The organism is Allochromatium tepidum (assembly GCF_018409545.1).
GTDB lineage: Bacteria > Pseudomonadota > Gammaproteobacteria > Chromatiales > Chromatiaceae > Thermochromatium > Thermochromatium tepidum_A.
This window is the reverse complement of record NZ_AP024563.1, coordinates 2,895,791-2,918,516: the sequence shown is the minus strand read 5'-3', so window position 1 is coordinate 2,918,516 and position 22,726 is coordinate 2,895,791. Positions and strand designations below refer to the sequence as shown.

Annotated in this window: 22 protein-coding genes; 20 read left to right on the top strand and 2 right to left on the bottom strand. The window is 66.3% G+C overall.

Features of this window, described 5'->3' with window-relative positions; all coding sequences use genetic code 11:
• Positions 1–65: 65 nt before the first annotated feature.
• From zwf to Atep_RS13955, 20 genes are all read left to right on the top strand, one after another.
• Positions 66–1,535 carry a glucose-6-phosphate dehydrogenase gene (zwf, locus tag Atep_RS14050; protein ID WP_213379081.1) on the top strand — a complete coding sequence of 490 codons (1,470 nt, stop codon included), beginning with the start codon at positions 66–68 and terminating at the stop codon, positions 1,533–1,535.
• Positions 1,536–1,704: 169 nt separating this feature from the next.
• Positions 1,705–2,130, top strand: a complete 426-nt coding sequence (locus Atep_RS14045) for a putative toxin-antitoxin system toxin component, PIN family (protein ID WP_236786245.1) — start codon at positions 1,705–1,707, stop codon at positions 2,128–2,130.
• Positions 2,127–2,372 (top strand): toxin-antitoxin system HicB family antitoxin, encoded by a 246-nt coding sequence (locus Atep_RS14040; RefSeq protein WP_213379080.1) that lies wholly within the window; start codon positions 2,127–2,129, stop codon positions 2,370–2,372. Before Atep_RS14045 ends, Atep_RS14040 begins: the two co-directional genes overlap by 4 nt.
• A 127-nt stretch (positions 2,373–2,499) precedes the next feature.
• Positions 2,500–4,191, top strand: a complete 1,692-nt coding sequence (locus tag Atep_RS14035) for a SulP family inorganic anion transporter (RefSeq protein ID WP_213379079.1) — start codon at positions 2,500–2,502, stop codon at positions 4,189–4,191.
• A 162-nt stretch (positions 4,192–4,353) separates the two neighbouring features.
• A complete protein-coding gene (locus tag Atep_RS14030) occupies positions 4,354–4,713 on the top strand; it encodes a ribulose bisphosphate carboxylase small subunit (RefSeq protein ID WP_213379078.1) in 360 nt (119 codons plus the stop codon).
• Positions 4,714–4,932: 219 nt separating this feature from the next.
• Entirely contained in the window at positions 4,933–6,348 is a 1,416-nt protein-coding gene (locus Atep_RS14025) for a form I ribulose bisphosphate carboxylase large subunit (RefSeq protein WP_213379077.1), read from the top strand.
• A gap of 47 nt (positions 6,349–6,395) precedes the next feature.
• Complete coding sequence (locus Atep_RS14020) at positions 6,396–6,737, top strand: ribulose bisphosphate carboxylase small subunit (RefSeq protein ID WP_012971926.1); 342 nt, start codon at positions 6,396–6,398, stop codon at positions 6,735–6,737.
• Between the two features lie 157 nt (positions 6,738–6,894).
• Positions 6,895–9,207: an alpha-carboxysome scaffolding protein CsoS2 gene (locus Atep_RS14015; protein WP_213379076.1), complete on the top strand. Its 2,313-nt coding sequence runs from the start codon at positions 6,895–6,897 to the stop codon at positions 9,205–9,207.
• Between the two features lie 30 nt (positions 9,208–9,237).
• On the top strand, positions 9,238–10,770 hold the full coding sequence (locus Atep_RS14010; protein ID WP_213379075.1) for a carboxysome shell carbonic anhydrase: 1,533 nt from the start codon (positions 9,238–9,240) through the stop codon (positions 10,768–10,770).
• Positions 10,767–11,012 carry an alpha-carboxysome shell vertex protein CsoS4 gene (locus Atep_RS14005; RefSeq protein ID WP_200158077.1) on the top strand — a complete coding sequence of 82 codons (246 nt, stop codon included), beginning with the start codon at positions 10,767–10,769 and terminating at the stop codon, positions 11,010–11,012. The genes Atep_RS14010 and Atep_RS14005 overlap by 4 nt, the downstream gene beginning before the upstream one ends.
• Before the next feature lie 2 nt (positions 11,013–11,014).
• Positions 11,015–11,278 (top strand): carboxysome peptide B, encoded by a 264-nt coding sequence (locus Atep_RS14000; RefSeq protein ID WP_213379074.1) that lies wholly within the window; start codon positions 11,015–11,017, stop codon positions 11,276–11,278.
• Between the two features lie 77 nt (positions 11,279–11,355).
• Entirely contained in the window at positions 11,356–11,670 is a 315-nt protein-coding gene (locus Atep_RS13995) for an alpha-carboxysome major shell protein CsoS1 (RefSeq protein ID WP_012971921.1), read from the top strand.
• A gap of 77 nt (positions 11,671–11,747) precedes the next feature.
• Positions 11,748–12,071 carry an alpha-carboxysome major shell protein CsoS1 gene (locus tag Atep_RS13990; RefSeq protein WP_012971920.1) on the top strand — a complete coding sequence of 108 codons (324 nt, stop codon included), beginning with the start codon at positions 11,748–11,750 and terminating at the stop codon, positions 12,069–12,071.
• A gap of 76 nt (positions 12,072–12,147) precedes the next feature.
• Entirely contained in the window at positions 12,148–12,615 is a 468-nt protein-coding gene (locus tag Atep_RS13985; protein ID WP_213379073.1) for a ferritin-like domain-containing protein, read from the top strand.
• Positions 12,612–12,893 carry a 4a-hydroxytetrahydrobiopterin dehydratase gene (locus Atep_RS13980; RefSeq protein WP_213379072.1) on the top strand — a complete coding sequence of 94 codons (282 nt, stop codon included), beginning with the start codon at positions 12,612–12,614 and terminating at the stop codon, positions 12,891–12,893. The genes Atep_RS13985 and Atep_RS13980 overlap by 4 nt, the downstream gene beginning before the upstream one ends.
• A gap of 26 nt (positions 12,894–12,919) precedes the next feature.
• A complete protein-coding gene (locus tag Atep_RS13975; RefSeq protein ID WP_213379071.1) occupies positions 12,920–13,132 on the top strand; it encodes a hypothetical protein in 213 nt (70 codons plus the stop codon).
• Positions 13,133–13,208: 76 nt separating this feature from the next.
• Positions 13,209–14,186: a LysR family transcriptional regulator gene (locus tag Atep_RS13970; RefSeq protein WP_213379070.1), complete on the top strand. Its 978-nt coding sequence runs from the start codon at positions 13,209–13,211 to the stop codon at positions 14,184–14,186.
• A 146-nt stretch (positions 14,187–14,332) separates the two neighbouring features.
• Positions 14,333–15,985, top strand: coding sequence for a glucose-6-phosphate isomerase (gene pgi, locus Atep_RS13965; protein WP_213379069.1), 1,653 nt, complete (start codon positions 14,333–14,335; stop codon positions 15,983–15,985).
• 8 nt (positions 15,986–15,993) lie between these two features.
• Positions 15,994–20,118 (top strand): DEAD/DEAH box helicase, encoded by a 4,125-nt coding sequence (locus Atep_RS13960; protein WP_213379068.1) that lies wholly within the window; start codon positions 15,994–15,996, stop codon positions 20,116–20,118.
• A 17-nt stretch (positions 20,119–20,135) separates the two neighbouring features.
• Complete coding sequence (locus Atep_RS13955; protein WP_213379067.1) at positions 20,136–21,092, top strand: protochlorophyllide oxidoreductase; 957 nt, start codon at positions 20,136–20,138, stop codon at positions 21,090–21,092.
• A gap of 6 nt (positions 21,093–21,098) precedes the next feature.
• On the opposite strand, the gene Atep_RS13950 is transcribed toward Atep_RS13955, so the two are convergent.
• Together Atep_RS13950 and Atep_RS13945 are read right to left on the bottom strand one after the other, a co-directional pair.
• Positions 21,099–21,971 (bottom strand): Rossmann-like domain-containing protein, encoded by an 873-nt coding sequence (locus Atep_RS13950; RefSeq protein ID WP_213379066.1) that lies wholly within the window; start codon positions 21,969–21,971, stop codon positions 21,099–21,101.
• Between the two features lie 5 nt (positions 21,972–21,976).
• A complete protein-coding gene (locus tag Atep_RS13945; RefSeq protein WP_213379065.1) occupies positions 21,977–22,726 on the bottom strand; it encodes an ABC transporter ATP-binding protein in 750 nt (249 codons plus the stop codon).

Below are 22,726 nucleotides of genomic sequence, written 5' to 3'. Positions count from 1 at the left end.
AAGGGAGGAGACCCCATGAAAGACATCACGTTAGCACACTTGATCCGGATCGAGGTAACCGACTGATGATGGATCCCTGCACACTGCTGATCTTTGGGGCCACGGGCAATCTGGCGGCCTACAAGCTGCTGCCCGCGCTCTATCATCTCGAAGCCGCCGGGCGGTTGCATCCCGAGAGTCGCGTGGTCGGTTTCGGGCGGCGCGACTGGTCCGACGGGGACTGGCGCGACCGGGTCGCCGCGATCCTGAGCGAGCGTTTGGCCAATCGGCTGGACGGCACGGTGTCACAGCGTCTGTGCGAGCGGCTGCACTTCGTCAACGGCGATCTGGAGCGGCCCGAAGACTTCGCGGCGCTGGCTGGGCGTCTGCGTGGTGAGCCGGGGTTTCCGGCCAACCGGCTGACCTATCTGGCCGTGGCGCCGCGCCATTACGCGACCATCGTCGAGTCGCTGGCCGCGCAGGATCTGCATCTGGAGCAGGAGGGCTGGTCGCGGCTGGTGGTCGAGAAGCCGTTCGGCTTCGATCTGGAGAGCGCCAAGATCCTGGATCGCCAACTGCACCGTCGCTTCGACGAGGAGCAGATCTATCGTATCGATCACTATCTGGGCAAGAGCACGGTGCAGAACATCCTGGTGTTCCGCTTCGCCAATCTGATGCTCGAACCGCTGTGGAACCGCAATTACATCGACCACGTCCAGATCACCCATGCCGAGTCGCGCGGGATCGAGGACCGGGCCGGTTTCTACGATGGGGTCGGAGCCCTGCGCGACATGATCCAGAGCCATCTGTTGCAGATGCTGGCGCTGGTGGCCATGGAGCCGCCGCCGAGCCTGGACGCCGAGGCCTTGCGCGATGAGAAGGTCAAGGTGCTGCGCTCGATCCGGCCCATCCCGCGCGAGGCTGTCCACGCGCAGGCGTTTCGCGCCCAATACGGGCCGGGGCGCATGGGCGAGAACAGGCTCGCCGGCTATCTCGACGAATCGGGCATCGGTCACAACAGCACCACCGAGACCTATGCCGCGCTCAAGCTCTATATCGACAACTGGCGCTGGCGCAACGTGCCCTTCTATCTGCGCACCGGCAAGAGGCTGGCCAACACCAATTCGCTGATCGCCATTCGTTTCAAGCATCCGCCGCAGCGGTTGTTCCAGTCGACCGCGATCGAACGGCTCGAACCCAATTGGTTGCTGCTCAACATCCAGCCGAATGAGTGCATGCGGATCGAGATCCAGGTCAAGCAGCCGGGGTTGGAACTGCGCACCCAGACCGAGCGGATGGATGCCAGTAGCTGTGTGCTGCCGCCCGAGCACATCGACGCCTATGAGGCGCTGATCCTGGACGTCATCGAGGGCGACCACACCCATTTCCTGCGCTATGACGAGGTCGACTGGGCCTGGCGGGTGGTCGATCCGGTGCTCAAGCTCTGGGCGACCGAGCGCGACTTCATCCACACCTATCCGGCCGGTTCCTGGGGGCCGGTCGAGGCCAATCGGCTGTTCGACCGCGAGGATCAGGATTGGCGCAATGGGCTGTGAGTGCCGGCGATCGAAAGAATAAGGTTCCAGGTTCGATTTTCTGCTGACCATCAACGCCGACCTGGATGTCACACCCAAACGCCCTCGGACAAACGGGGGCGTTTTTGCGTGGGCCGATCTGTGCCACAGCCTTGCCTTACATCCATCTCATGGTTATGCTCACATAATCATGAACATCGTCCTTGACACCTCCGTCCTTGTCGCGGCCTTGCGATCCCGAACCGGCGCCAGCCATGCCCTGCTACGCCGCCTGCCGCACCCACGCTTCCGCCCCGCCCTCTCAGTCGCACTCTACACGGAGTGGCAAGCCGTCCTGACACGCCCCGAACACCTGCCCCCCGGCGCCACACCCGCCCAAGCACTCGCCTTCGTGCACTATCTCGCCTCGATCGCGCATCTACAGGACATCTACTACCTCTGGCGCCCCGTCCTGCGCGATCCCAACGACGACATGGTGCTCGAATGCGCCGTCGCCTCGGGCAGTCGCTTCATCGTCACCCACAACCTGAACGACTTCCGACGTACCGAATCATTCGGCGTGCAAGCCGTGACGCCCGCGCAATTCCTTCACTCGCTTGAGGAAACCTCCCCATGAGCGCACTCACCATCCGTCTACCCAACTCCGTGCACCAAACCATCAAAGAACTCGCTGCACGAGATCAAATTTCCGTCAACCAATTCATCGCCAGCGCCGCCGCCGAAAAAATGGCCGCCGTACTCACACTCGATTATCTGCGTACCGAAGCCGCCAAAGGCCGGCGTGAAGACTTTCTGCAACTCTTGGACCTCGCCCCCGACGCCCCGCCGCTTCCCGGTGATGAGTGGCCAAGTGCGTAGCTGTTGCGTCCCGTGTGATTATGATTGCATCGATGATATTCGATGTATTCAATCAATATTATCACTTTGAATCGATGGCCACTGGCGCTTTAGATAGGCTGAATGCAACAGCCCTCGGTGCCAAGCCATGCGACTACTCAACGAAATCCGCTTCGACAACCTAAGCGGCGACCTCTTCGGCGGCGTGACGGCCGCCGTGGTGGCGCTGCCCATGGCCCTGGCCTTCGGTGTGGCCTCCGGAGCCGGACCCGCCGCCGGACTCTATGGCGCGGTGCTGGTCGGACTCTTCGCCGCACTCTTCGGCAGCACGCCCACGCTCATCTCCGAACCGACCGGCCCCATGACCGTGGTGATGACGGCGATCATCGCCAACCTGATCGCCGTCAACCCCGAGCAAGGGCTGGCGATGGCCTTCACCGTGGTCATGATGGCCGGCCTGCTCCAGATGCTCTTCGGCGCGCTCAAGCTCGGCAAATACGTCACCATGATGCCCTATACGGTCATCTCGGGGTTCATGACCGGGATCGGGGTCATTCTGATCATCCTCCAGATCGGCCCCTTCCTCGGGCAGGCCACGCCGGCGGGCGGGGTGCTGGGGACACTCGGCGCACTGCCCGAGCTGATCAAGAATCTCGTGCCGGCCGAAGTCGGGCTGGCGCTCATGACCCTGGCGCTCATCCTCTTCTTCCCCAAGCGACTCAAGACCTATCTGCCGCCGCAACTGCTGGCCCTGGTGCTCGGCACCCTGATCTCGATCCTGATGCTCGGTGACGTCGATCTGCGGCGCATCGGCGAGATCCCCGGCGGACTGCCCAGCCTCCATCTCCCGGTGTTCGATGCCGATCAATGGCGACTCATGGCCCTCAACGCCGGGGTGCTGGCCGTGCTCGGCAGCATCGATGCCCTACTGACCTCGGTGATCGCCGAGAGCCTCACGCGCAAGGAGCACGACTCCAACAAGGAGCTGATCGGGCAGGGATTGGGCAATCTGGCCTCGGGCCTGTTCGGCGGTATTCCGGGAGCCGGGGCGACCATGGGCACCGTGGTCAACATCCAGACCGGGGCACGTAGCGCGCTCTCCGGCATCGCGCGCGCCCTGATCCTGATGGTGGTGGTGCTCTGGGCCGCCGGACTCACGGCGCAGATCCCGCTCGCGGTGCTGGCCGGCATCGCCTTCAAGGTCGGGCTGGACATCATCGACTGGTCCTTCCTCAAACGGGCGCATCGTGTCTCGCCGCGCGCGACCCTGATCATGTACGGCGTGATCGGGCTGACGGTGTTCGTCGATCTGATCACGGCGGTGGCGGTCGGGGTCTTCATCGCCAACGTCCTGACCATCGATCGGCTGTGCCGGATCCAGAGCCGTTCTGTAAAAGCGATCCGGCATCCGGATGGCTCCGAGTCGCTGACGCGCGACGAGCAGGCGGTGCTGGAACGCGCCAATGGGCGCATTCTGCTGTTCAAGCTCGGCGGGCCGCTCATCTTCGGTGTGGCCAAGGCGATCGCGCGTCAACATGCGGTGCTGGAGGAGCATCAGGTGCTGATCCTGGACTTCAGCGATGTGCCGACGCTCGGGGTGTCGTCCTCGCTGGCGCTGGAGAAGATGGTGCTGGAGGATCTCGAAGCGGGGCGGCAGGTGTTGATCGCGGGGGCCGAAGGCGATGTCCGGCAGCGGCTCGACCGGCTCGGGATCACGGCGCGGCTGCCGGCCGAGCAGGTGGTGTCGAGCAGTCAGGAGGCGCTGGAGCGGGCCGAGGCGTTGTTGGCGGCGAGTCCGCGTCCGGTTCCCTTGACCAAGCCGGAGGCCGTCGTCGCTTGATGGCTACACGCGATGCGGGTGTCTGAGGCATCGACCGGATTCGATGCCGCCTGCGGACAATCTCAATTTCCGAGTTTGGCGCTCAGGTACTATTCTGAACTCGACGACGGAAGCCGTCCGGCTTCCCTACCGACTTCAAACTCGATCGAGTGAGGTGTTCCGATGCCGACCGCCGCCTTTGCCCAGACGACAGCACCTGCCGCCATTCATGCCGCTCCCTTCCAGGCGGCCCGGTTCCATGACGCCCATCTCCGGCCGGCCGAATCACGGATGCTCAGCCAGCTGGAACACTGTCTGCATCGCGGCTGCATCATCGCCATCGAACATGCCGAGCAGATCCGGTCCAGATACACCGCCTGGCAGCCCTGGGAGCCGCCGAGCTGTTACGACGGCGATATGGCGGCCGTGCATGGTGCGATCGCGCGCTGTCGTCAGGCCCATTGCGACCATCATATCCGCCTGAGCATCGAGGATCTGAGCTATCGCAGTCGGCTGGCGCTCATGGTTCATCGTCCGCACTGAGCCGGCTGCGGCCGGCGATCAGCCTACAGTCCCCGGCGATTTTCCTTCCTTCCGATCAGCGTCCCGCACCTGCAGGACGCTGATTTTCGTTTGTGTCCACAAATCTTCACCCATCGATTTTCATCGATGCGTTCCATTCCGTTAATTGATTGGAATTGGAGGTTCGACCCATTTATCGTCTTCGCAACCTCAGGCCGCACCCATTGAACGGAGTAAATCATGAGCACGAAGACGTTTGACGCCGGCGTCAAAGATTACGCCCTGACCTACTGGACCCCGGACTATGTGCCCTTGGATTCCGACTTGCTGGCCTGTTTCAAGGTCACGCCGCAAGCCAAGGTGTCACGCGAGGAGGCCGCCGCCGCCGTCGCCGCCGAGTCCTCGACCGGCACCTGGACCACGGTCTGGTCGGATCTGCTGACCGATCTCGACTACTACAAGGGCCGTGCCTATCGCATCGAGGACGTGCCGGGCGACAAGGAGAGCTTCTATGCCTTCATCGCCTATCCGCTCGATCTGTTCGAGGAAGGCTCGATCGTCAACGTGCTCACCTCGCTGGTGGGCAACGTGTTCGGCTTCAAGGCGGTGCGCGCCCTGCGCCTGGAAGACATCCGCTTCCCGCTGCACTATGTGAAGACCTGCGGCGGCCCGCCCAACGGCATCCAGGTCGAGCGCGACCGCATGGACAAGTATGGCCGTCCCTTCCTCGGCGCCACCGTCAAGCCCAAGCTGGGTCTGTCGGCCAAGAACTATGGCCGTGCCGTCTATGAGATGCTGCGCGGCGGTCTGGACTTCACCAAGGACGACGAGAACGTCAACTCCCAGCCCTTCATGCGCTGGCAGAATCGCTTCGAGTTCGTCTCCGAGGCCGTGCGCAAGGCGCAGGAAGAGACCGGCGAGCGCAAGGGTCACTATCTGAACGTGACCGCCCCGACCTGCGAGGAGATGTTCAAGCGGGCCGAGTTCGCCAAGGAATGCGGCGCGCCCATCATCATGCACGACTTCCTCACCGGCGGTTTCACGGCCAACACCAGTCTGGCCAACTGGTGCCGCGACAACGGCATGCTGCTGCACATCCACCGCGCCATGCACGCGGTCATCGACCGCAATCCCAAGCACGGTATCCATTTCCGCGTGCTCGCCAAGTGTCTGCGCCTGTCGGGCGGCGACCATCTGCACACAGGCACCGTGGTCGGCAAGCTGGAAGGCGATCGGCAGTCGACGCTCGGTTTCGTCGATCAGCTGCGTGAATCCTTCATCCCCGAAGACCGCTCGCGCGGGCTGTTCTTCGACCAGGACTGGGGCGGGATGCCGGGCGTGATGGCAGTGGCCTCGGGCGGTATCCATGTCTGGCACATCCCGGCGCTGGTGACGATCTTCGGCGACGACTCGGTGCTCCAGTTCGGCGGCGGTACTCAGGGCCATCCCTGGGGCAACGCGGCCGGCGCGGCGGCCAACCGCGTGGCGACCGAGGCCTGCGTCAAGGCGCGCAACGAAGGGGTCGAGATCGAGAAGCACGCCCGCGAAGTGCTCAGCGATGCCGCGCGTCACAGCCCGGAGCTGGCCGTCGCCATGGAGACCTGGAAGGAGATCAAGTTCGAGTTCGACGTCGTCGACAAGCTTGACGCGGCCTGAGTCCCGAACCCCTGTCCCCAGTCCATCTTTGAGAGGAACCCGACATCATGAACACCGCGAGCAGCATGGGCGATCACGCCACCATCGGCCGCTACGAGACCTTTTCCTATCTGCCGCCGCTCAACCGCGAGGAGATCCTGGAGCAGATCCTCTACATCCTCGACAACGGCTGGAACGCCTCGCTGGAGCACGAGCATCCGGATCGCGCCTTCGAGTACTACTGGCCGATGTGGAAGATGCCCTTCTTCGGCGAACAGGATCCGAACGTGATCCTGACCGAGATCGAGTCCTGCCGGCGCAGCTATCCGGACCATCACGTCCGGCTGGTCGGCTACGACACCTACGCCCAGAGCAAGGGACATTCCTTCCTGGTGCACCGCGCCCGCTGAGGGCGGACGCGAGGGCGAGGGGCGCGCTCCGGGCAGGCCGATGACATCGAGGATCGTGCTTGATTCGTAGAAGCCGATCGGAAGACGAGCGACATCGGCCCCAGGCCCGGAGCCCGGACAGCAGTCAGCAGCGATCCACGAAGAGGCAGGCACGGACATGGCTGATCAAGAACGACAGTTGACGGGGCGCGCGGCCTCCATCGCCAAGCGCCGCGCCATCGCCAACGGTGGTAAAACGGGTCGACCGAGCCCTGAATCGGTCACGAACACAGACTCGAACACGCGGCGCGCCAAGCGTGCTCCGGTCGGCGAGCCGGCGCCCATGACGCTCCGTGAGCGTCTGAGCGCCTCGGAACCCGCACCGGCGAAACCGGAACGCAACCGCCGTTCCGTCACCATGGCGGAAGGCCGTAAGCGCTCGATGGCGCGGCGCGATCAACTCACTCGCGGACGTCCGGGCTATGCGCGTCCGGCGCCGGCGGATCAGGCCGATCTGAGCGGACTCGTGGGCCGCGAAGCCTCGATCGCCCGGCGTCGCGCCATCGCCGGTCTGGAGCCGACGACACTGCGTTCGGAACGCCGACGCGATGACCAGGCCACCGTGACCACGGACAGTTCTCAAGCGACCGGCGCACCCAAGCCGGCGACCGAGCGGCGTGCAACCGCCAATCCAGTCAACGACAAGCGTCAGCGTAACGGTCGTCCGCGCGGCGGTCCGACCCTGGCCAAGGCGCCTTCGCGCGGCCGGATGCTGTCGATGGCACGCCGTGCCGCCCTGGCCGGACGCGGCAAGACCGGCGTCGATTCGGTGAGCGGACGCTCCAGCCAGGCGGCGACGACCAATCTGCTACGCAATGCCGGTGTCAGCTCGCGTGAGATCGCCAAGCGCATCCGCGAGGAACGTTGCGAGCACGGCAAGTGCGGCGAATCCGGTCCGCGACCCACGGGACGCGCCCGTCGCTCCAACGGCGCACGGCCCGGTGACGCACCTGCCAAGGTCGGCGTCAGCACCACGGCCTCCGGCCAGACCCTGACCGGCACCCAGGTCGGGCGCAGCCGGCGCACCACGGGCGACGAGGCCGGCGCCTGCCGTCAGGTCACGGGCACCGAATACATGGGCGCCGAGGTGTTCCAGGAATTCTGCGGTATCGGACCGACGCCCGCGCCCAACCGTCAGAGCGCCGTCACAACCACCGGCGGCGGTCAGACGCTCACCGGCGATCAGGTCGGACGCAGCCCCAAGGTCACGGGCGACGAGACCGGCGCCGGACGTCAACTCACGGGCACGCCCTACACCGCGCCCGGTCCCGAGGGCGCACCGCCCAAGGTCGGCCGGACCCAGACCCTCAGTGGGCGCACCGTGACCGGCTCGCTGATCGGACGCAACAACACCCTGACCGGCGTCGAATCGGGCGCCTGTCAGCGGGTGACGGGCAACGAATATCTCGGGTTCGAGCACTTCGACAGCGTCTGCAAGACCCGTCCCGAGCCGGTCGGCACGCTCAAGGTCGGACTCGACACCACCTGGCGCGGCCAGACGGTCACGGGCAGTCTGGTCAGCGGCACGGCGCGCGTCACCGGCAACGAGACCGGTCGCTGCGAGATCGTCACCGGCACCACCTATCTGGGCGCCGAGCAGATCGCCGCCGACTGCGGTCCGGAGACGGCACGCCGGACCGCCGAGCGGATGCCGCTGGGCCGTTCCACACCCGGCTTCGGTCTCACCGGCATCCAGCCGGGGATCGGCGGCGCCATGACCGGCGACATCAAGGGTGCCTGCCAGCCCGTGACCGGCACGCCCTATCTGGGCGGGGACGACCTCCTGGCCACCTGCGGCAGCGAAGAGTTCGCGGCCCTGCCGGGCAGTGACGACTTCCCGCAGCCGCTCGGCGGCGGTCAATGGGGCCAGTTCAGCATCGACACCCCGGCGCGTGCCGCCCAGTCGCAGCAGGCACGCCGCTCGGTGACCGGCACGCACTACGACGAAGAGCAGAGTCGCATCACCGGCCCCTTCAACATGGGCGGCAACCGGGTCACGGGCACCGAGGGCTTCCGCGCCCGCCGTGCCGAGGAACGTCGCGAGACCGGCCCGGCCCGTCCCGGCAGCGTGATGCCGCCTCGACCGGCCACCGCGATGCCGGCAGCAGCCGCGATCGAGGACACCGCCGCTGAGCCCGAACCGGCACGCCCACGCATCACGGGTGAAGGTCTGGACGGCGGACTGCGCATCACGGGTGACGACTGGGGCCGCAACGAGCGTGTCACCGGCACCGAGGGCAAATCGGCGCACAGCCGCAACCCGACCCGACGCGGTGACGCGCGCGTAGGCGCCTTTGCCGGCGCCCGCGCCTTCCGCGATGCCCAGGCTCGGGATCGCGAACGGCCTCAGTCCGAAACGCGCGTGACCGGCGGTAGCGGCGGTACCGAGCGCGGCGCCCTGGTCACACTCTCGGGCGGCGCTCGGGGTTGAGGAACGGTAGCGGGATCAGGAGTCATCGCCATGCGCATCAAGCCCAAGTCACAGTCACGCCGGCGCGTCCGCCCAGCCTCCTGGACGAGCACGCCCGCCGCTCCGGTCGGCACGACTCAGGTTGCGCCTGAGTCCGCCGGATCGCCGGATGGGATCGGTCGGACGGGGACGCATCCGCTCACCCGCCTGGACGAGAACCGGCGGCTGTGGGCCTACGAGCAGCGGATCAAGGGCGCCTTCGCGCGCATCGTGCCGACGCTCAAGTCCATCGCCGCCCGCGTCCCGGACGCCGGTTTCGAGGACTGGGCACAGGCCGAGGTGCGTCGGACACTCGGTTTCGAGTTGCCCGAATCGCTGCTGGCCGACGCCTGGGTCGCCGGACTCGACCGGCGCGCGCTCTTCGCGCACGCCACCTTCGAGACCGTGCGGGCCATGAGCGATGACTACTTCACGACCGACCCGCTCGACGATCGCGGCCAGTCCGATGAATTCCGTCGCTTCCTGCTCGACTGCGGCTTCCATGCCATGAACGTCACGCCCTGCTCGGACGGACGTCTGGCCCACGCCATCCGCTATGTGTTGCGGTTGCCGATGGGCGCCGTCCAGCGCCGCGCCAACGCCGGCGCGCTCTTCGACATCGAGGAGGCGCTCGAGCGCTGGTCGGCGGTGGAACTCGGACGCTTCCGCGAAGGCGTGCCCAACACCGCCGACGCCCCGACCCGCTATCTGAAGGTGGTCGTCTATCACTACAGCAGCCGCGACCCCGAGCATCACGGCTGCGCGGCCCACGGCAGCGACACCCGCCAGGCCGCCGCCGCCGGACGCGAGCGTCTGCACGCCTTCCGCGAGGCGGTCGAGAACAGCTACTGCTGCGGCGCCTCGATCGAGGGCCTGCTCATCGGCATCGACACCGACACCGACCGCTTGCGTCTGCATCTGCCCGACGCACGCGGCGATGCCGATCTGGACCGTTTCGTCGACGCCGGCGCGCTCCATCGCGAGACCGCACGGCTCGACCCCGAGGCGGCGCGCGCCCTGATCCGTGAGCGCGTGGCCAACCCGAGCGGCGGCGGTCCGGCCCCAGCGCCCGGGATGCAGCGTCTGATCGCGCGTCTGATCGAGCACAACATCTCGCAGCTCGACTATGTGCGTGACTATCACAACGGCCACTACACCGACATCGGACACGAGGAGCGTTTCATCGGGGTCGGGATGGATTTCGCCGAGATCCATCTGCGCAACCTGACCTATTTCAGCTTTCTGCGCACCCTGGAAGAGGGCGCCTGCAACCTGGACGTCGGCATCAAGATCTTCCGTCAGCTCAACGTCGAGCATGGACTGCCGATCCCGATCGTCCTGCGCGTCGAGTACTCGGGACAGGTGCCGGGCGCGCGCGAACGAGCGATCGAACGTTGCGAACGCCTCGCCGAGGCCATCGCCCAGCGCTATTCGGATCTGGCCGACCACGGCCTGCTCCACACCTACTGGACGGTGCGCGACAGCCAGGGCCACGGACGACTGGAGCCGGTCGGCGGCTCACTGCTCGGCGGGAGGACGGCATGAAGATCTGTCGCGTCGAAAAGCCGCTGGTCGCGACCAACCGCATCCCCGGACTGGAGCATCGTCATCTCCAGGTGGTGCTCGACGGCAAGAGCCGGATGGTCGCAGTCGATGCCGTGGGCTGCACCCCCGGCGACTGGGTGATCTGCGTCGGCAGCTCGGCGGCACGCGAGGCCGCCGGCCACAAGGACTACCCGAGCGATCTGACCATCGTCGGCATCATCGACCACTGGCCGGAGGACTGAGCATGGACATCATGCAGGTGGAACGCTCGCTGGTCTGCACGCGCCGCGTCCCCGGACTCCAGTCCGTATCGCTGCGGGTGTTGCGCGACGCCAAGGGCGGTCGGGCGGTGGCGGTCGACACGGTCGGCGCCCATCCGGGCAACTGGGTCTTCACCATCAGCGGCTCGGCGGCCCGGGTCGCGGTCGGCGCCCGGATACTTACCGACCTGAGCATCGGCGGCATCATCGACCGCTGGGACGAGCCCGACCCGACCGAAGGCGTCTGAATCGATTGCACGAATACGAACACAGCTTACGACACCGAAACACAGACCCACACTTGTCAACAGAGGAGTAACACGAGATGGCCGACGAATACTACGGGATCGCCCTGGGCATGATCGAAACGCGCGGACTGGTGCCCGCCATCGAGGCGGCCGACGCCATGACCAAGGCCGCCGAGGTGCGCCTGATCGGACGCGAGTTCGTCGGCGGCGGCTATGTGACCGTGCTGGTGCGCGGCGAGACCGGCGCGGTGAACGCGGCGGTCCGTGCCGGGGCCGATGCCTGCGAGCGCGTCGGCGACGGTCTGGTCGCCGCGCACATCATCGCCCGCCCGCATCGCGAGGTCGAACCGATCCTGCCGACCGGCGGCCAACTGGCTGAAAAAGCGGCCTGAGACCGGTGCCGACATAAGACCCGACACGACATCGAAATCGCTCAATCCTCTACTTTAAGACCCAGGAGTCAGCCACCATGCCTTCCGAAAACTATGGCATCGCGCTTGGAATGATCGAGACCCGTGGACTGGTGCCCGCCATCGAGGCGGCCGACGCCATGACCAAGGCCGCTGAAGTCCGTCTGATCGGACGCGAGTTCGTCGGCGGCGGCTATGTGACCGTGCTGGTGCGCGGCGAGACCGGCGCGGTGAACGCGGCGGTGCGCGCCGGGGCCGATGCCTGCGAGCGCGTCGGTGACGGTCTGGTCGCCGCGCACATCATCGCCCGCCCGCATCGCGAGGTCGAGCCGATCCTGCCGGTCAAGCCGGGCGACACCGACGGCGGGCATGGTCGCTCCTGAGACCGAACCGGGCGCCGCTGAGGCGCTCGGCCGTCGAAGTAAGGGCGAATAGGCTACGAGTGGGAGACGGCGCATGATGGCCAATCCGAAAGTCTTGGGTTATCTGGGGCGCGCGCTCAGTCATGAACTGAGCGCCGTCCAGCAATACCTGACCCATGCCGGGCTGGCGGATCTGTGGGGACTGACCGAGGTCGGCGCGCACTTCCGGCGCGAGGCCGCCGAGGAGCAGGAGCACGCCGAGCGTCTGACCGCGCGGATGCTGCGGCTGGGTGCCATGCCCAACGGCTCGCGGCTCAGACCGGTCCGGACCGGATTCTCGCTCATCGAACTGCTGGAGGCCGACCGCCGGCTGGAATGGCACGCGGTCGCCCTCTACCGCGACGCCGCCGACTACTGCGCCCTGATCGGCGACGTCGCCGGACGCGACTTCTTCGCCGCCCTGCACGACGAGGAACTGAGCCACGCCCGTGAACTGGAGGACTGGATCGGGCGTTTGGATCAGACCAGACGAAGCAACAGCACCTGGAGGTCGCCATCGCCATGAATGCAACCGCCGCTACCTGGCGGCAGCGCGAACGCCCGCTCCGCCTCGAACGCCGGGTCGATTTCGACGACTATGCCGGCACCCGTGATTTCCTGGACGCCGTGGCCCAGTTCAGCAAGGACACGGGCGTCTATCCCGACATCAGCTTCGGCCGCACCTACGTCAACATCACCATCCACGCCGATCCGCCGGCCACGGACATCGCTCCCGAACAGACAGCGTTCGCCGAGCGGGTCGACGCGCTCTGTGCGTCCGAAAGCGTGACGTCCGGGGGTTGAGGCTCCCAGCCAGGAGGACAGCGCACATGAGCCAAGACACTGATCCGAACACCACCGCAACCCCGGATTCGGCCCCGGTCGACACGGCGGCGGCCAAGCCCAAGCCGAGCGTCAGGTCGACAACCGCACGCACCGCTATCCGGCATACCGCCAAGCGCCCGTCGCCCTCGACCCAAACCGAGTCGAACCGACCCTATGATGCCGACTATCGTTCCGGTCATCGGGTCTGGCCCGATTGAGTCGGATCCGTCGATCCGGGTCCGGGCACTACGGGACAGATTCCAAGCGTCATGATCGCCGACCCGGTGAGCCGCCATGTTCGATCCCATGCTGAATCTCGCCCGTCACGTCAGTCTGCGCCAACTCCAGGTGTTCGAGGCCATCGCGCGCCTGAAGAGCTTCACCAAGGCCGCCGATGAGCTGTATCTGACACAGCCGACGGTCTCGACCCAGATCAAGCGCCTGACCGATGTCATCGGGCTGCCGCTGTTCGAGCAGATCGGGCGTCAGGTCTATCTGACCGAGGCCGGACGCGAACTGGAAGCGGCGGTCAAGGACATGTTCGGCGTGCTCGACCGTTTCGAGATGAAGGTCGCCGATCTCAAGGGACTGAAGCGGGGCTATCTCAAGCTCTGCGTCATCACCACCGCCAAGTATTTCGCCCCGGAAGTGCTCGGGCGCTTCTGTCGGCGCCATCAGGGGGTCGATGTCGCACTCAAGGTCACCAACCGCGACAGCGTCCTGGAGCGTCTGATCGCCAACAAGGACGATCTCTACATCCTGGGTCAGAACCCCGAGCGCGACCTGGAGATGATCGCCATGCCCTTCGCGCCCAACCCGCTCCATGTCATCGCCCACCGCGATCATCCGCTGGCGCACGAACGCAACATCCCGGTCGAGCGTCTGTCCGAGGAGTATTTCATCATGCGCGAGCCGGGTTCGGGCATCCGTGATTATGTGCTCAAGACCTTCGGCGAGGCCGGTCTCAAGCCGCGCGTGCGCATGGAACTCGGCAGCAACGAGGCGATCAAGCACGCCATCTACGGTCAGTTGGGCCTGTCGGTGCTCTCACTCCATACCCTGGCCCTGGAGGCCGAATCCTCGGCACTGGCCATTCTCGATGTCAAGGGTTTCCCGCTGGAGCGGCAGTGGTATGTCGCCCATGCCAAGGGCAAGGAGCTGTCCGTGGTGGCCGGCGCCTTCATCGACTTTCTCGGCGAGGAGAGCGCGCGACTGTGCCGCCAGCTCGACGAGACCCGCGCCCGCTTGACCCGCTTCCAGCCGCCGGCCTAGACGCGGCACGGACCTGGAGCCGTGCGTCGAACACCGCCGATGACAGGCCCCGAGCGTCTGAGCGCTCGATAGCTGAGAATTGCGCGCGAATATGATCAAATGCGCCTCCATCCCGTGATCCCGGACTTGAGGAGGCTCGAATCATCATGTCGCCCGTGCTCGTGAACCATACACCCCAGTGGCAGGCCCTCCAACGGCATTGGGAGGCGATGCGCGCGCAGCGGATGCGCGATCTGTTCGACGCCGATCCCAAGCGCGCGGCGGCCATGAGTCTGACGGTCGCCGGACTGCATCTCGACTATTCGAAGAATCTCGTCAACCGCGAGACGCTGGACCTGCTGATCGAGTTGGCCGAGGCGGTCGATCTCAAGGGTTGGATCGACCGGATGTTCGCGGGCGCGCCGATCAACAACACCGAAGAGCGCGCGGTGCTGCACATCGCACTGCGCAACCGCTCCAAGCGCCCGATCCGGGTCGAGGGCGAGGATGTGATGCCGCTGGTCAACGGCGTGCTGGCGCGGATGGAGACCTTCGTCGGGCGCGTGCGTTCGGGGAGCTGGCGCGGACACACCGGCGAGCGCATCACGGATGTGGTCAACATCGGCATCGGCGGCTCCAATCTCGGGCCGAAGATGGTCTGTGCCGCACTCGCGCCCTATCAGAGCGAGAACCTGCGGGTGCATTTCGTCTCCAACATCGACGGCACCCATCTGGTCGAGACCCTGCGCGGTCTGAATCCGGCCACCACGCTCTTCATCGTCGCCTCCAAGACCTTCACCACCCAGGAGACCATGACCAACGCCGCCAGCGCCCGCGCCTGGCTGCTCACCGCGCTCGGCGACTCCTCGGCCGTGGCGCGGCATTTCGTCGCGGTCTCGACCAATGCCGAGAGGGTCGCGGCCTTCGGCATCGACACGGCCAACATGTTCGGCTTCTGGGACTGGGTCGGCGGACGCTATTCGCTGTGGTCGGCGATCGGGCTGCCGATCGCGCTCGCCGTCGGCTTCGACCGCTTCATCGAGCTGCTCGAAGGCGCGCACGCCATGGACGAACATTTCCGCACGGCGGATCTCAAGGAGAACATGCCGGCGCTTCTGGGTCTGATCGGCGTCTGGTATGCCAACTTCGCCGGGGCGCGCACCCATGCCGTGCTGCCCTATGATCAGTCGCTGCGCTATCTGCCGGCCTATCTGCAACAGGGCGACATGGAGAGCAACGGCAAGGGCGTGACGCGCGAGGGCACGGCGGTCGAGTACACCACGGGTCCGGTGGTCTGGGGTGAGCCGGGCACCGATGGTCAGCACGCCTTCTATCAGCTCATCCATCAGGGCACCCAACTCATCCCGGCGGACTTCATCGGCGCCGTGCACAGTCACAATGAATTGGGCGACCATCATCCCAAGTTCATGGCCAATTTCTTCGCCCAGACCGAGGCGCTGATGCGCGGTCGGACCTATGACGAGGCGCTGAGCGAGCTGCTTGCGTCCGGGATGGACGAGGAGCGGGCGCGAATGCTCGCGCACCATCGCACCTTCCCCGGCAATCGCCCGACCAATAGCCTGCTGATGGAACGCCTCACGCCGCATACGCTCGGCGCCCTGATCGCGCTCTACGAGCATCGCATCTTCACCCAGGGCGTGATCTGGGGGATCAACTCCTTCGATCAGTGGGGTGTTGAACTCGGCAAGCAACTGGCCAACGTCATCCTGGCCGAGATCCAGGCCGGCAAGGTCACGGCCGATCACGATCCCTCCACACGCGCACTCCTGGAGCGCTTCATCCGTCAGCGCAAGCTTTGAACGCCTCCATGCCGTCACCCGAAGTCCTCGAAACCCTGTCGTCCGATGATCGCCGTATCCTCCAGGTACTCTCGGTCGTCTACGAAACCGTCACTCAGACCCAACTGTTCGAAATCCTGCGACGCCTCGGCCGGCGCGGTGCGGATAACAAACTGCTCAGCGCCCGGCTGAACACCGCTTGGCGCGAATCCATGATCGCCGCGCGTGTGCTGACGAACAAGGCCGGATTGTCGGTGATTCCGGATCTGGTCGAGATCCTGACCCGCGAGACGGTGCGCGATGGAACCTTCAAGGCCATCATGGATGCCGCTGAAGGCGTCATTCTCAGTCAACCGCGCCACAGCTGGGAGATCGTGACTGTGGAGCGGCAGACGCGCCGTCTGCGCAACGCGCTCTATAGCGGGCGCGAGGCCGAGGTCTTGAAGCTGATCGGTCTGGAGAACCGGTCCGGAATCGAGCCGATCGATGCCAAGAAGGTCGATCCGCTGGTGCGTATCTGCACCAATCCGTTCGATCCCGACTGGCTCGAAACCCTGGCACCGCGTCTGCGCCTCCTGGCGCTCGCGCCCAGGCTCGATTCGCTGGCCCATCATCTGCGCGCCGATGAGGCGCTGGACGCCGCCGTGCAACGACTCCTGCTGCCCGTGGTCGACAGCGAGCCGCTCGCGCTCGCCGTCCTGGTCGAGCAGCATCTGTGGCGCGGGCGTTTCGATCAGGCCGCCAAACTGCTGTCGAGCCGGGTCTCCACCCTGGTGCTGCCCCTGATCGGCTGGCTGCATGCCGTCCAGGGACGTCGCGACGAATCGCTCGGTGTCTTCGAACTCTATCTCAAGACGCTCAAGCGTGAGACGCGCCGGCGCAACATCCCGCTCGGCGAGCTACCGGGTGTGCTCCATCTGCTGCTGCTCCTGGCGCGGAGCCGTCCCGAGGATCTGACCCTGTTCAACCAGCAGATCCAGGTCGAGCAGCGCCAGGCCGGCGATGACCGTTTCGAAACCGTGCTGCAGCTGACCGAGGATCTCGGCAAGGTGCTCCAGGGCACGCTCCAGTTCGGGGACGCGCACTCGTTCCAGAACGCGCGTCTGCCCAATCGCCCCTTCAATCAACTTTTCCTGTGTCTGATCCTGCACTGGCTCGGCGAGCGGCCCAACGACAGGTCGCTGGTCGCGCTCGACAAGCATGTTCGCGAGGCGCTCGCGGGCGGCTGGCTCTGGTATGCCTGGGAGGCGCACGCCCTGCTCGAGCGTCTCGGGCGTCCGATGAAGAACCTCGATCTGCCCCCGCCGCCCGAGGGTTCGCCGCGACTGGTCGACCTGCTCAAGTCGCGCTCGCGCTGGGAGATCGCGCTCGAGGCCCTGACCGGAGTCGCGGCCGGGCGTTCGTCCGCCGACTCGTCCGTCGACGGCCGGGCCGATCGGCGGATGTGCTGGTGGATCTATGAACACGCCGGCTCGGTGCGGCTGGAACCGCGCGAACAGAAACGCGCCAAGCGCGGCGGCTGGACCTCGGGACGCCCGGTCTCGCTGCAACGTCTGCGCGAGTCGCCCGCCGAGTTCGACTATCTGACCCCGGCCGACGAACGCATCCGTGCCCGCATCAAGCGTGAATACGAGGGCGGCTGGTATGGCGGCGGCGCCAGCTACACCCTCGACTCCGATGAGGCGCTGCTCGCCGCCGTGGGGCATCCGCTGATCTTCCGTCCGAACAATCTGGAAACGCCGGTCGAACTGGTCGAGGCCGGTCCGACGCTGGAGGTCAGCGAGCGCGGCGGCGAGATCCGCGTCCGGCTCCAGCCCTTTCCGCCGGTGGACGGCAATCTGCTCATCGTCCCGGAAGGCAAGCAGCGACTGCGTCTGGTGCGCTTCGACGCCACCCACAAGCGTATCGCCTCCATCCTGGCGCGTGACGGCCTGCGGATACCTGCCGAGGGCAAGGAGCGGGTGCTGGCCGGGATCGCGGCGGTCGCGCCCCTGCTGACCGTGCATTCGGCCATCGGCGGCACCGAGCATCTGGCCGAGCCGGTCGAGCCGGACACCCGGCCCTATGTGCATCTGAACCCGATCGGCGACGGGCTGAGCCTGGAACTCTACATGCAGCCGCTCGGCGAGTCCGGGCCGCGTCTGGCGCCGGGGCAGGGCATGGAGACGATCTTCGCCGAGCAGGACGGTCGTCCGGTCCGGACCATGCGCTCGCTCAAGGGCGAGAAGGCGCGCGCCAAGGCCGTACTCGAGGCCTGTCCGAGTCTGGCCGGCCGGAGCGGTTGGTCCTGGGTGTTGCCGGAGGCCGAAGAGGCGCTGACGGCCCTGTCCCAACTCTATGCGCTCGGCGACGACATCGTGCTGCAATGGCCCGAGGGCAAGCGCATCGGACTGACGCCTGAGGTCGGGATCGGCGCCATGTCGGTCCGGGTCGGCGAGGGGCGCGACTGGCTGGGTCTGGAGGGCGGGCTGACGCTCGACGACGGGCGGGTGCTGGAGATGAAATTCATGCTCGATCTGCTCGACGCGAGTCCGGGGCGCTTCGTCTCGCTCGGCGAGCGCGAGTTCCTGGTCCTGAGCGAGTCGCTGCGTCGGCGTCTGGAGACCCTGCGCGGACTCACCGACGGCGGACACTTCCATCCGCTCGCCGCCGGCGCCGTCGACGAGGCGCTCGAAGGCATGCAGGTCGAGGCCGGCGCACGCTGGCACGAGATGCTCCGGCGTCTGAGTTCCGCCCGCGAGTTCGAGCCGACCCTGCCGAGCACGCTCCAGGCCGAGCTGCGCGACTATCAGATCGAGGGCTTCCGCTGGCTGGCGCGTCTGGCCCATCTGGGCGCGGGTGCCTGTCTGGCCGACGACATGGGACTGGGCAAGACGATTCAGTCGCTGGCGCTCATCCTCTCACGCGCGACCGAGGGGCCGACCCTGGTGCTGGCGCCGATGTCGGTCTGTTCCAACTGGGTCAACGAGGCGCGACGTTTCGCCCCGACCCTGAATCCGAAGCGCTTCGGCGACGGCGACCGCGATCAGATGCTCAAGGACGCCGGTCCCTTCGATCTGATCGTCTGTAGCTACGGCCTGGTGCAGACCGAAGGCGAGCGGCTGGCGGGCGTCACCTGGTCGACCATCGTCGCCGACGAAGCCCAGACCTTCAAAAATCCGCAGACCAAGCGTTCGCAGGCGATCATGAAGCTCGATGCCGGCTTCAAGATGATCACCACCGGCACCCCGATCGAGAACCATCTCGGCGAGCTCTGGAATCTGTTCCGTTTCATCAACCCGGGACTGCTCGGCTCGCTGGATCGCTTCAACCAGCGCTTCGCCGTTCCGATCGAACAGCATCGCGACTCGGGCGCACGCACCCGGTTGCGTCAACTGCTCAAGCCCTTCATCCTGCGCCGGCTCAAGAGCGAGGTGCTCACCGAGCTGCCGCCGCGCACCGAGATCACGCTCGAACTGGATCTGGGCAAAGCGGAAGCGGCATTGTATGAAGCCATGCGTCGTCAGGCGCTGGAGCGGCTGGAGAGCGACGAGACCTCCGGCCCCGGCCAGAAGCGCATCCAACTGCTCGCCGAGATCATGCGTCTGCGTCGCGCCTGCTGTCATCCCAAGCTGGTGATGCCCGAGACGGATCTGGGCAGCGCCAAGCTTGAGGCCTTCGGCGAGATCCTCGACGAGCTGCTGGAGAACCGCCACAAGGCGCTGGTCTTCAGCCAGTTCGTCGACTATCTGAGCCTGATTCGGGCCTATCTCAATGAACGCGGGATCAAGTACCAGTATCTCGACGGTTCTACCCCCGAACCCAAGCGCAAGGCCGCCGTTGCCGCCTTCCAGGCCGGGGAGGGCGATCTGTTCCTCATCAGTCTGCGCGCCGGCGGAGCCGGGCTGAATCTGACGGCGGCGGACTATGTGATCCACATGGACCCCTGGTGGAACCCGGCGGTCGAGGATCAGGCCTCCGACCGCGCGCACCGCATCGGCCAGGAGCGTCCGGTGACCATCTACCGTCTGGTCACCAAGGGCACCATCGAGGAAAAGATCATCGCCCTGCACGGAACCAAGCGCGATCTGGCCGACGGTCTGCTCGAAGGCACGGGCGACGGCGGACGCCTGAGCTATGACGAGATCCTGGGGCTGATTCGCGAAGTCGATTGAAAGAGGCGAGAGGCAGTATGGCACAGCAGATCGAGGTCGAATCCGCCTCGGAAACGACACCCTGGAAGCCGCATGAGCGGCTCTTCTTCGACCGGCTCGGGGAACGTCTGGATCGAGACGATTTCACCGAATACAGCGCCCGGCGTGTGAACAACGGCAAACAGGTCTTCAGCCACACCCGTGTCTATCAAGGCGAGAAGCTCGACCGGGTGATGGTCAGCCGCTACTCGCTGCGTCTGGGCCGCTGGGGGCTGGTGATCTTCGCCTATCCGCGTCTGGACTATGACCTTCCCGCCTTTCTGCTGCACGTCGGCGGCCAGCCGCCCGAGCGCACGCTGCTCACGCTGGATCTGGCGCCCTGTTCGTCGAGCCTGGATCTGGAGCCGTTCGCTCAGGTCGCGCGCGAGCATCGTGCTGCGCTGGAACTGCCGGACGAACGGCTGCCCTTGCTGGAGTCCGTGACCTCACCGCACCTGCTGCACTGCACCTTCAAGCCGCTGGATCCGGAGCGTTTTCTCGCCGCGTTCGGCGCCGTCGTCGAGACTTGGTGCCGTTACATCGATCAGGCCGCACCCGAGACGGACGCCCGGTCCAGCCAGGCGCGCGGCGAGCGGGTGCTGGAACTGAAGCGGGTGATCTTCGAGAACGATCCGGCCTTTCCGGTCTTCACCCAGGCGTTCGGCCAGTCGATGTCCGATACGCTGGCCGAGGCCGCCTTCGGCGGCACGCCCGGACTGACGATCCGTGATTTCCAGGATGTGCCGCCGCCGGCTGTGGGGAGCTGGGCCAACAAGAAGCTCGGCCTCATCTGGAGCGCCGACGCCCAGAAACGTGTCGGCGAGGCGCCGGCCATCATCCGTCCCATGGTCCGGCGCATCATCGAGAAGGACGCCGCCAAGGAGGGGCTCGACCGCATCACGGTCGAGTTCGTCATGCGCTGTGAGAAGAAGTATCGGACCGGAGGTGGTTCATGATCGAGGTCAGGCGATGCCGGCAAAGTGACGCGCGCTGATCTGCATTTGAGTCTCCAAACCGTTTAAACCCGCCAGATAGCCCATCTCGGTCTCGAACATGGAATTCCAGTGGCCGACTTGCAATCGTCGGCGGACCCGGTCGATGTCCCGGATGTACAGGCTGAAGACGTGCGTGACACCACAGCCGGCCAGGAACGCCGGGTGCGCCTGGGCCGAGAAGCCGACCAGCAATTTGAAACGGGCCTCGCGCGCCAGCGCCAGGATCGGCGCCAGGGTGTGATTGAGCAGGGTCGCGCCGGTGAGGATGAGACCATCGGCCCTGGGCAGCCAGGCCCACTCCTGGGCGTCGGGCAAGGCGCCGGCGCGATTGCCCGGACTGCGCTCGAAGACCGCATGGGGAACGCCCGCCTCGGCGAGTCCGGTCACCAGCGGTCCCATGTTGCCGATGACCACTACGCGGCGTACCCCCTGTTCCCTGACCCAGCGCACCACACTCGGGCGAACCTCCGTGGTCTCGACGCCGGCGAATCCCTCACGCGCCAGACGATGCTGCGAGATGGCGTTGATGACCGCCAGCGCGAGACAGCGCTCCAGCGGATGGTCGGCCAGGAGCCGGCCGGGGAGCTCATGCAGCGGCCATTCGTTCCAGTCGAGCGGTAGCCCGGCATGGCGCGGCCCCGGCGAGCCGGATTCGCCGACCGGCGTCAGGGCCAGGCCGAGCGCGCGGTGTCCGTGCCGGTCGCGGACCAGCGCCCAGGAGATGGGTTGGCCGAGGCTCAGATCCTCCAGCACCAGCGGATGCACGGCCAGATCGTCGACCGCGCGGTGGGCCAGGGTTTCGAGCAGGGGATCACTCGGCCAGCGGGTATCGTCAGTCATGGGATTCACAGTGGGATGAAGAGCGAATGCCCGGCCAGGTCATGGCGGACCACCGACACCCGGTAGACCCGCTCGATCTGCTCCGGGGTCAGGGTCGTCATGGCCCCGGCGTCATGACCGCCGGCACCGTCGAGCAGCAGGAAGTGGTCGGCGAAACGCAGCGCCAGATTGAGGTCGTGCAGCACCACCAGGGTAGCCAGATCGCGGTCGCGGGCCGTTTGCCGGATCAGGGCCAGCACCTCGAGCTGATTGGCCGGATCCAGATGATTGACCGGCTCGTCGAGCAGCAGCAGGCGCGGCGTCTGCGCCAGGGCGCGTCCGATCAGCACCTTTTGCAGCTCGCCGCCGCTGAGCTCGGTACAGAGACGTCCGGCGAAGGCGCTCAGGCCAAGGTGCGCGAGGATGCCGTCGACCAGCGCCAGATCGGCGTCCGCGATCTGCCGGCCGAGATGCGGGAGGCGCCCGAGCAGGACGGCCTCGTAGACGGTGACGGCCACGGGCGGCGATTGCTGGGGCAGATAGGCGACGCGCTGCGCCCGGGTCGCGCGGCCAAGGCCGGTGAGTGGAACGCCGTCCAGGTGCAGGGTTCCGGTCCGGGGTCGGAGCAGATGGGCCAGCGCCTTGAGCAGCGTCGACTTGCCCGCGCCGTTCGGACCGAGTACCGCCAGCACCTCGCCCGCCGGCACCGCCAGATCCAGCCCGCGCACCAGGATACGCTCGCCATAGCCCAGACCGAGATCGCGGATCTCGAGCAT

Coding starts and splice junctions, on each gene's coding strand:
- Atep_RS14035 (WP_213379079.1), top strand. CDS start 2,500: ATGCGACTACTCAACGAAATCCGCTTCGACAACCTAAGCGGCGACCTC.
- Atep_RS13995 (WP_012971921.1), top strand. CDS start 11,356: ATGGCCGACGAATACTACGGGATCGCCCTGGGCATGATCGAAACGCGC.
- Atep_RS13955 (WP_213379067.1), top strand. CDS start 20,136: ATGGCACAGCAGATCGAGGTCGAATCCGCCTCGGAAACGACACCCTGG.
- Atep_RS14045 (WP_236786245.1), top strand. CDS start 1,705: ATGAACATCGTCCTTGACACCTCCGTCCTTGTCGCGGCCTTGCGATCC.
- Atep_RS14005 (WP_200158077.1), top strand. CDS start 10,767: ATGAAGATCTGTCGCGTCGAAAAGCCGCTGGTCGCGACCAACCGCATC.
- Atep_RS14010 (WP_213379075.1), top strand. CDS start 9,238: ATGCGCATCAAGCCCAAGTCACAGTCACGCCGGCGCGTCCGCCCAGCC.
- Atep_RS13975 (WP_213379071.1), top strand. CDS start 12,920: ATGAGCCAAGACACTGATCCGAACACCACCGCAACCCCGGATTCGGCC.
- Atep_RS14015 (WP_213379076.1), top strand. CDS start 6,895: ATGGCTGATCAAGAACGACAGTTGACGGGGCGCGCGGCCTCCATCGCC.
- Atep_RS14040 (WP_213379080.1), top strand. CDS start 2,127: ATGAGCGCACTCACCATCCGTCTACCCAACTCCGTGCACCAAACCATC.
- Atep_RS13945 (WP_213379065.1), bottom strand. CDS start 22,726: ATGCTCGAGATCCGCGATCTCGGTCTGGGCTATGGCGAGCGTATCCTG.
- Atep_RS13950 (WP_213379066.1), bottom strand. CDS start 21,971: ATGACTGACGATACCCGCTGGCCGAGTGATCCCCTGCTCGAAACCCTG.
- Atep_RS13990 (WP_012971920.1), top strand. CDS start 11,748: ATGCCTTCCGAAAACTATGGCATCGCGCTTGGAATGATCGAGACCCGT.
- pgi (WP_213379069.1), top strand. CDS start 14,333: ATGTCGCCCGTGCTCGTGAACCATACACCCCAGTGGCAGGCCCTCCAA.
- Atep_RS13970 (WP_213379070.1), top strand. CDS start 13,209: ATGTTCGATCCCATGCTGAATCTCGCCCGTCACGTCAGTCTGCGCCAA.
- Atep_RS13960 (WP_213379068.1), top strand. CDS start 15,994: ATGCCGTCACCCGAAGTCCTCGAAACCCTGTCGTCCGATGATCGCCGT.
- Atep_RS13985 (WP_213379073.1), top strand. CDS start 12,148: ATGGCCAATCCGAAAGTCTTGGGTTATCTGGGGCGCGCGCTCAGTCAT.
- Atep_RS14000 (WP_213379074.1), top strand. CDS start 11,015: ATGGACATCATGCAGGTGGAACGCTCGCTGGTCTGCACGCGCCGCGTC.
- zwf (WP_213379081.1), top strand. CDS start 66: ATGATGGATCCCTGCACACTGCTGATCTTTGGGGCCACGGGCAATCTG.
- Atep_RS14020 (WP_012971926.1), top strand. CDS start 6,396: ATGAACACCGCGAGCAGCATGGGCGATCACGCCACCATCGGCCGCTAC.
- Atep_RS14025 (WP_213379077.1), top strand. CDS start 4,933: ATGAGCACGAAGACGTTTGACGCCGGCGTCAAAGATTACGCCCTGACC.
- Atep_RS13980 (WP_213379072.1), top strand. CDS start 12,612: ATGAATGCAACCGCCGCTACCTGGCGGCAGCGCGAACGCCCGCTCCGC.
- Atep_RS14030 (WP_213379078.1), top strand. CDS start 4,354: ATGCCGACCGCCGCCTTTGCCCAGACGACAGCACCTGCCGCCATTCAT.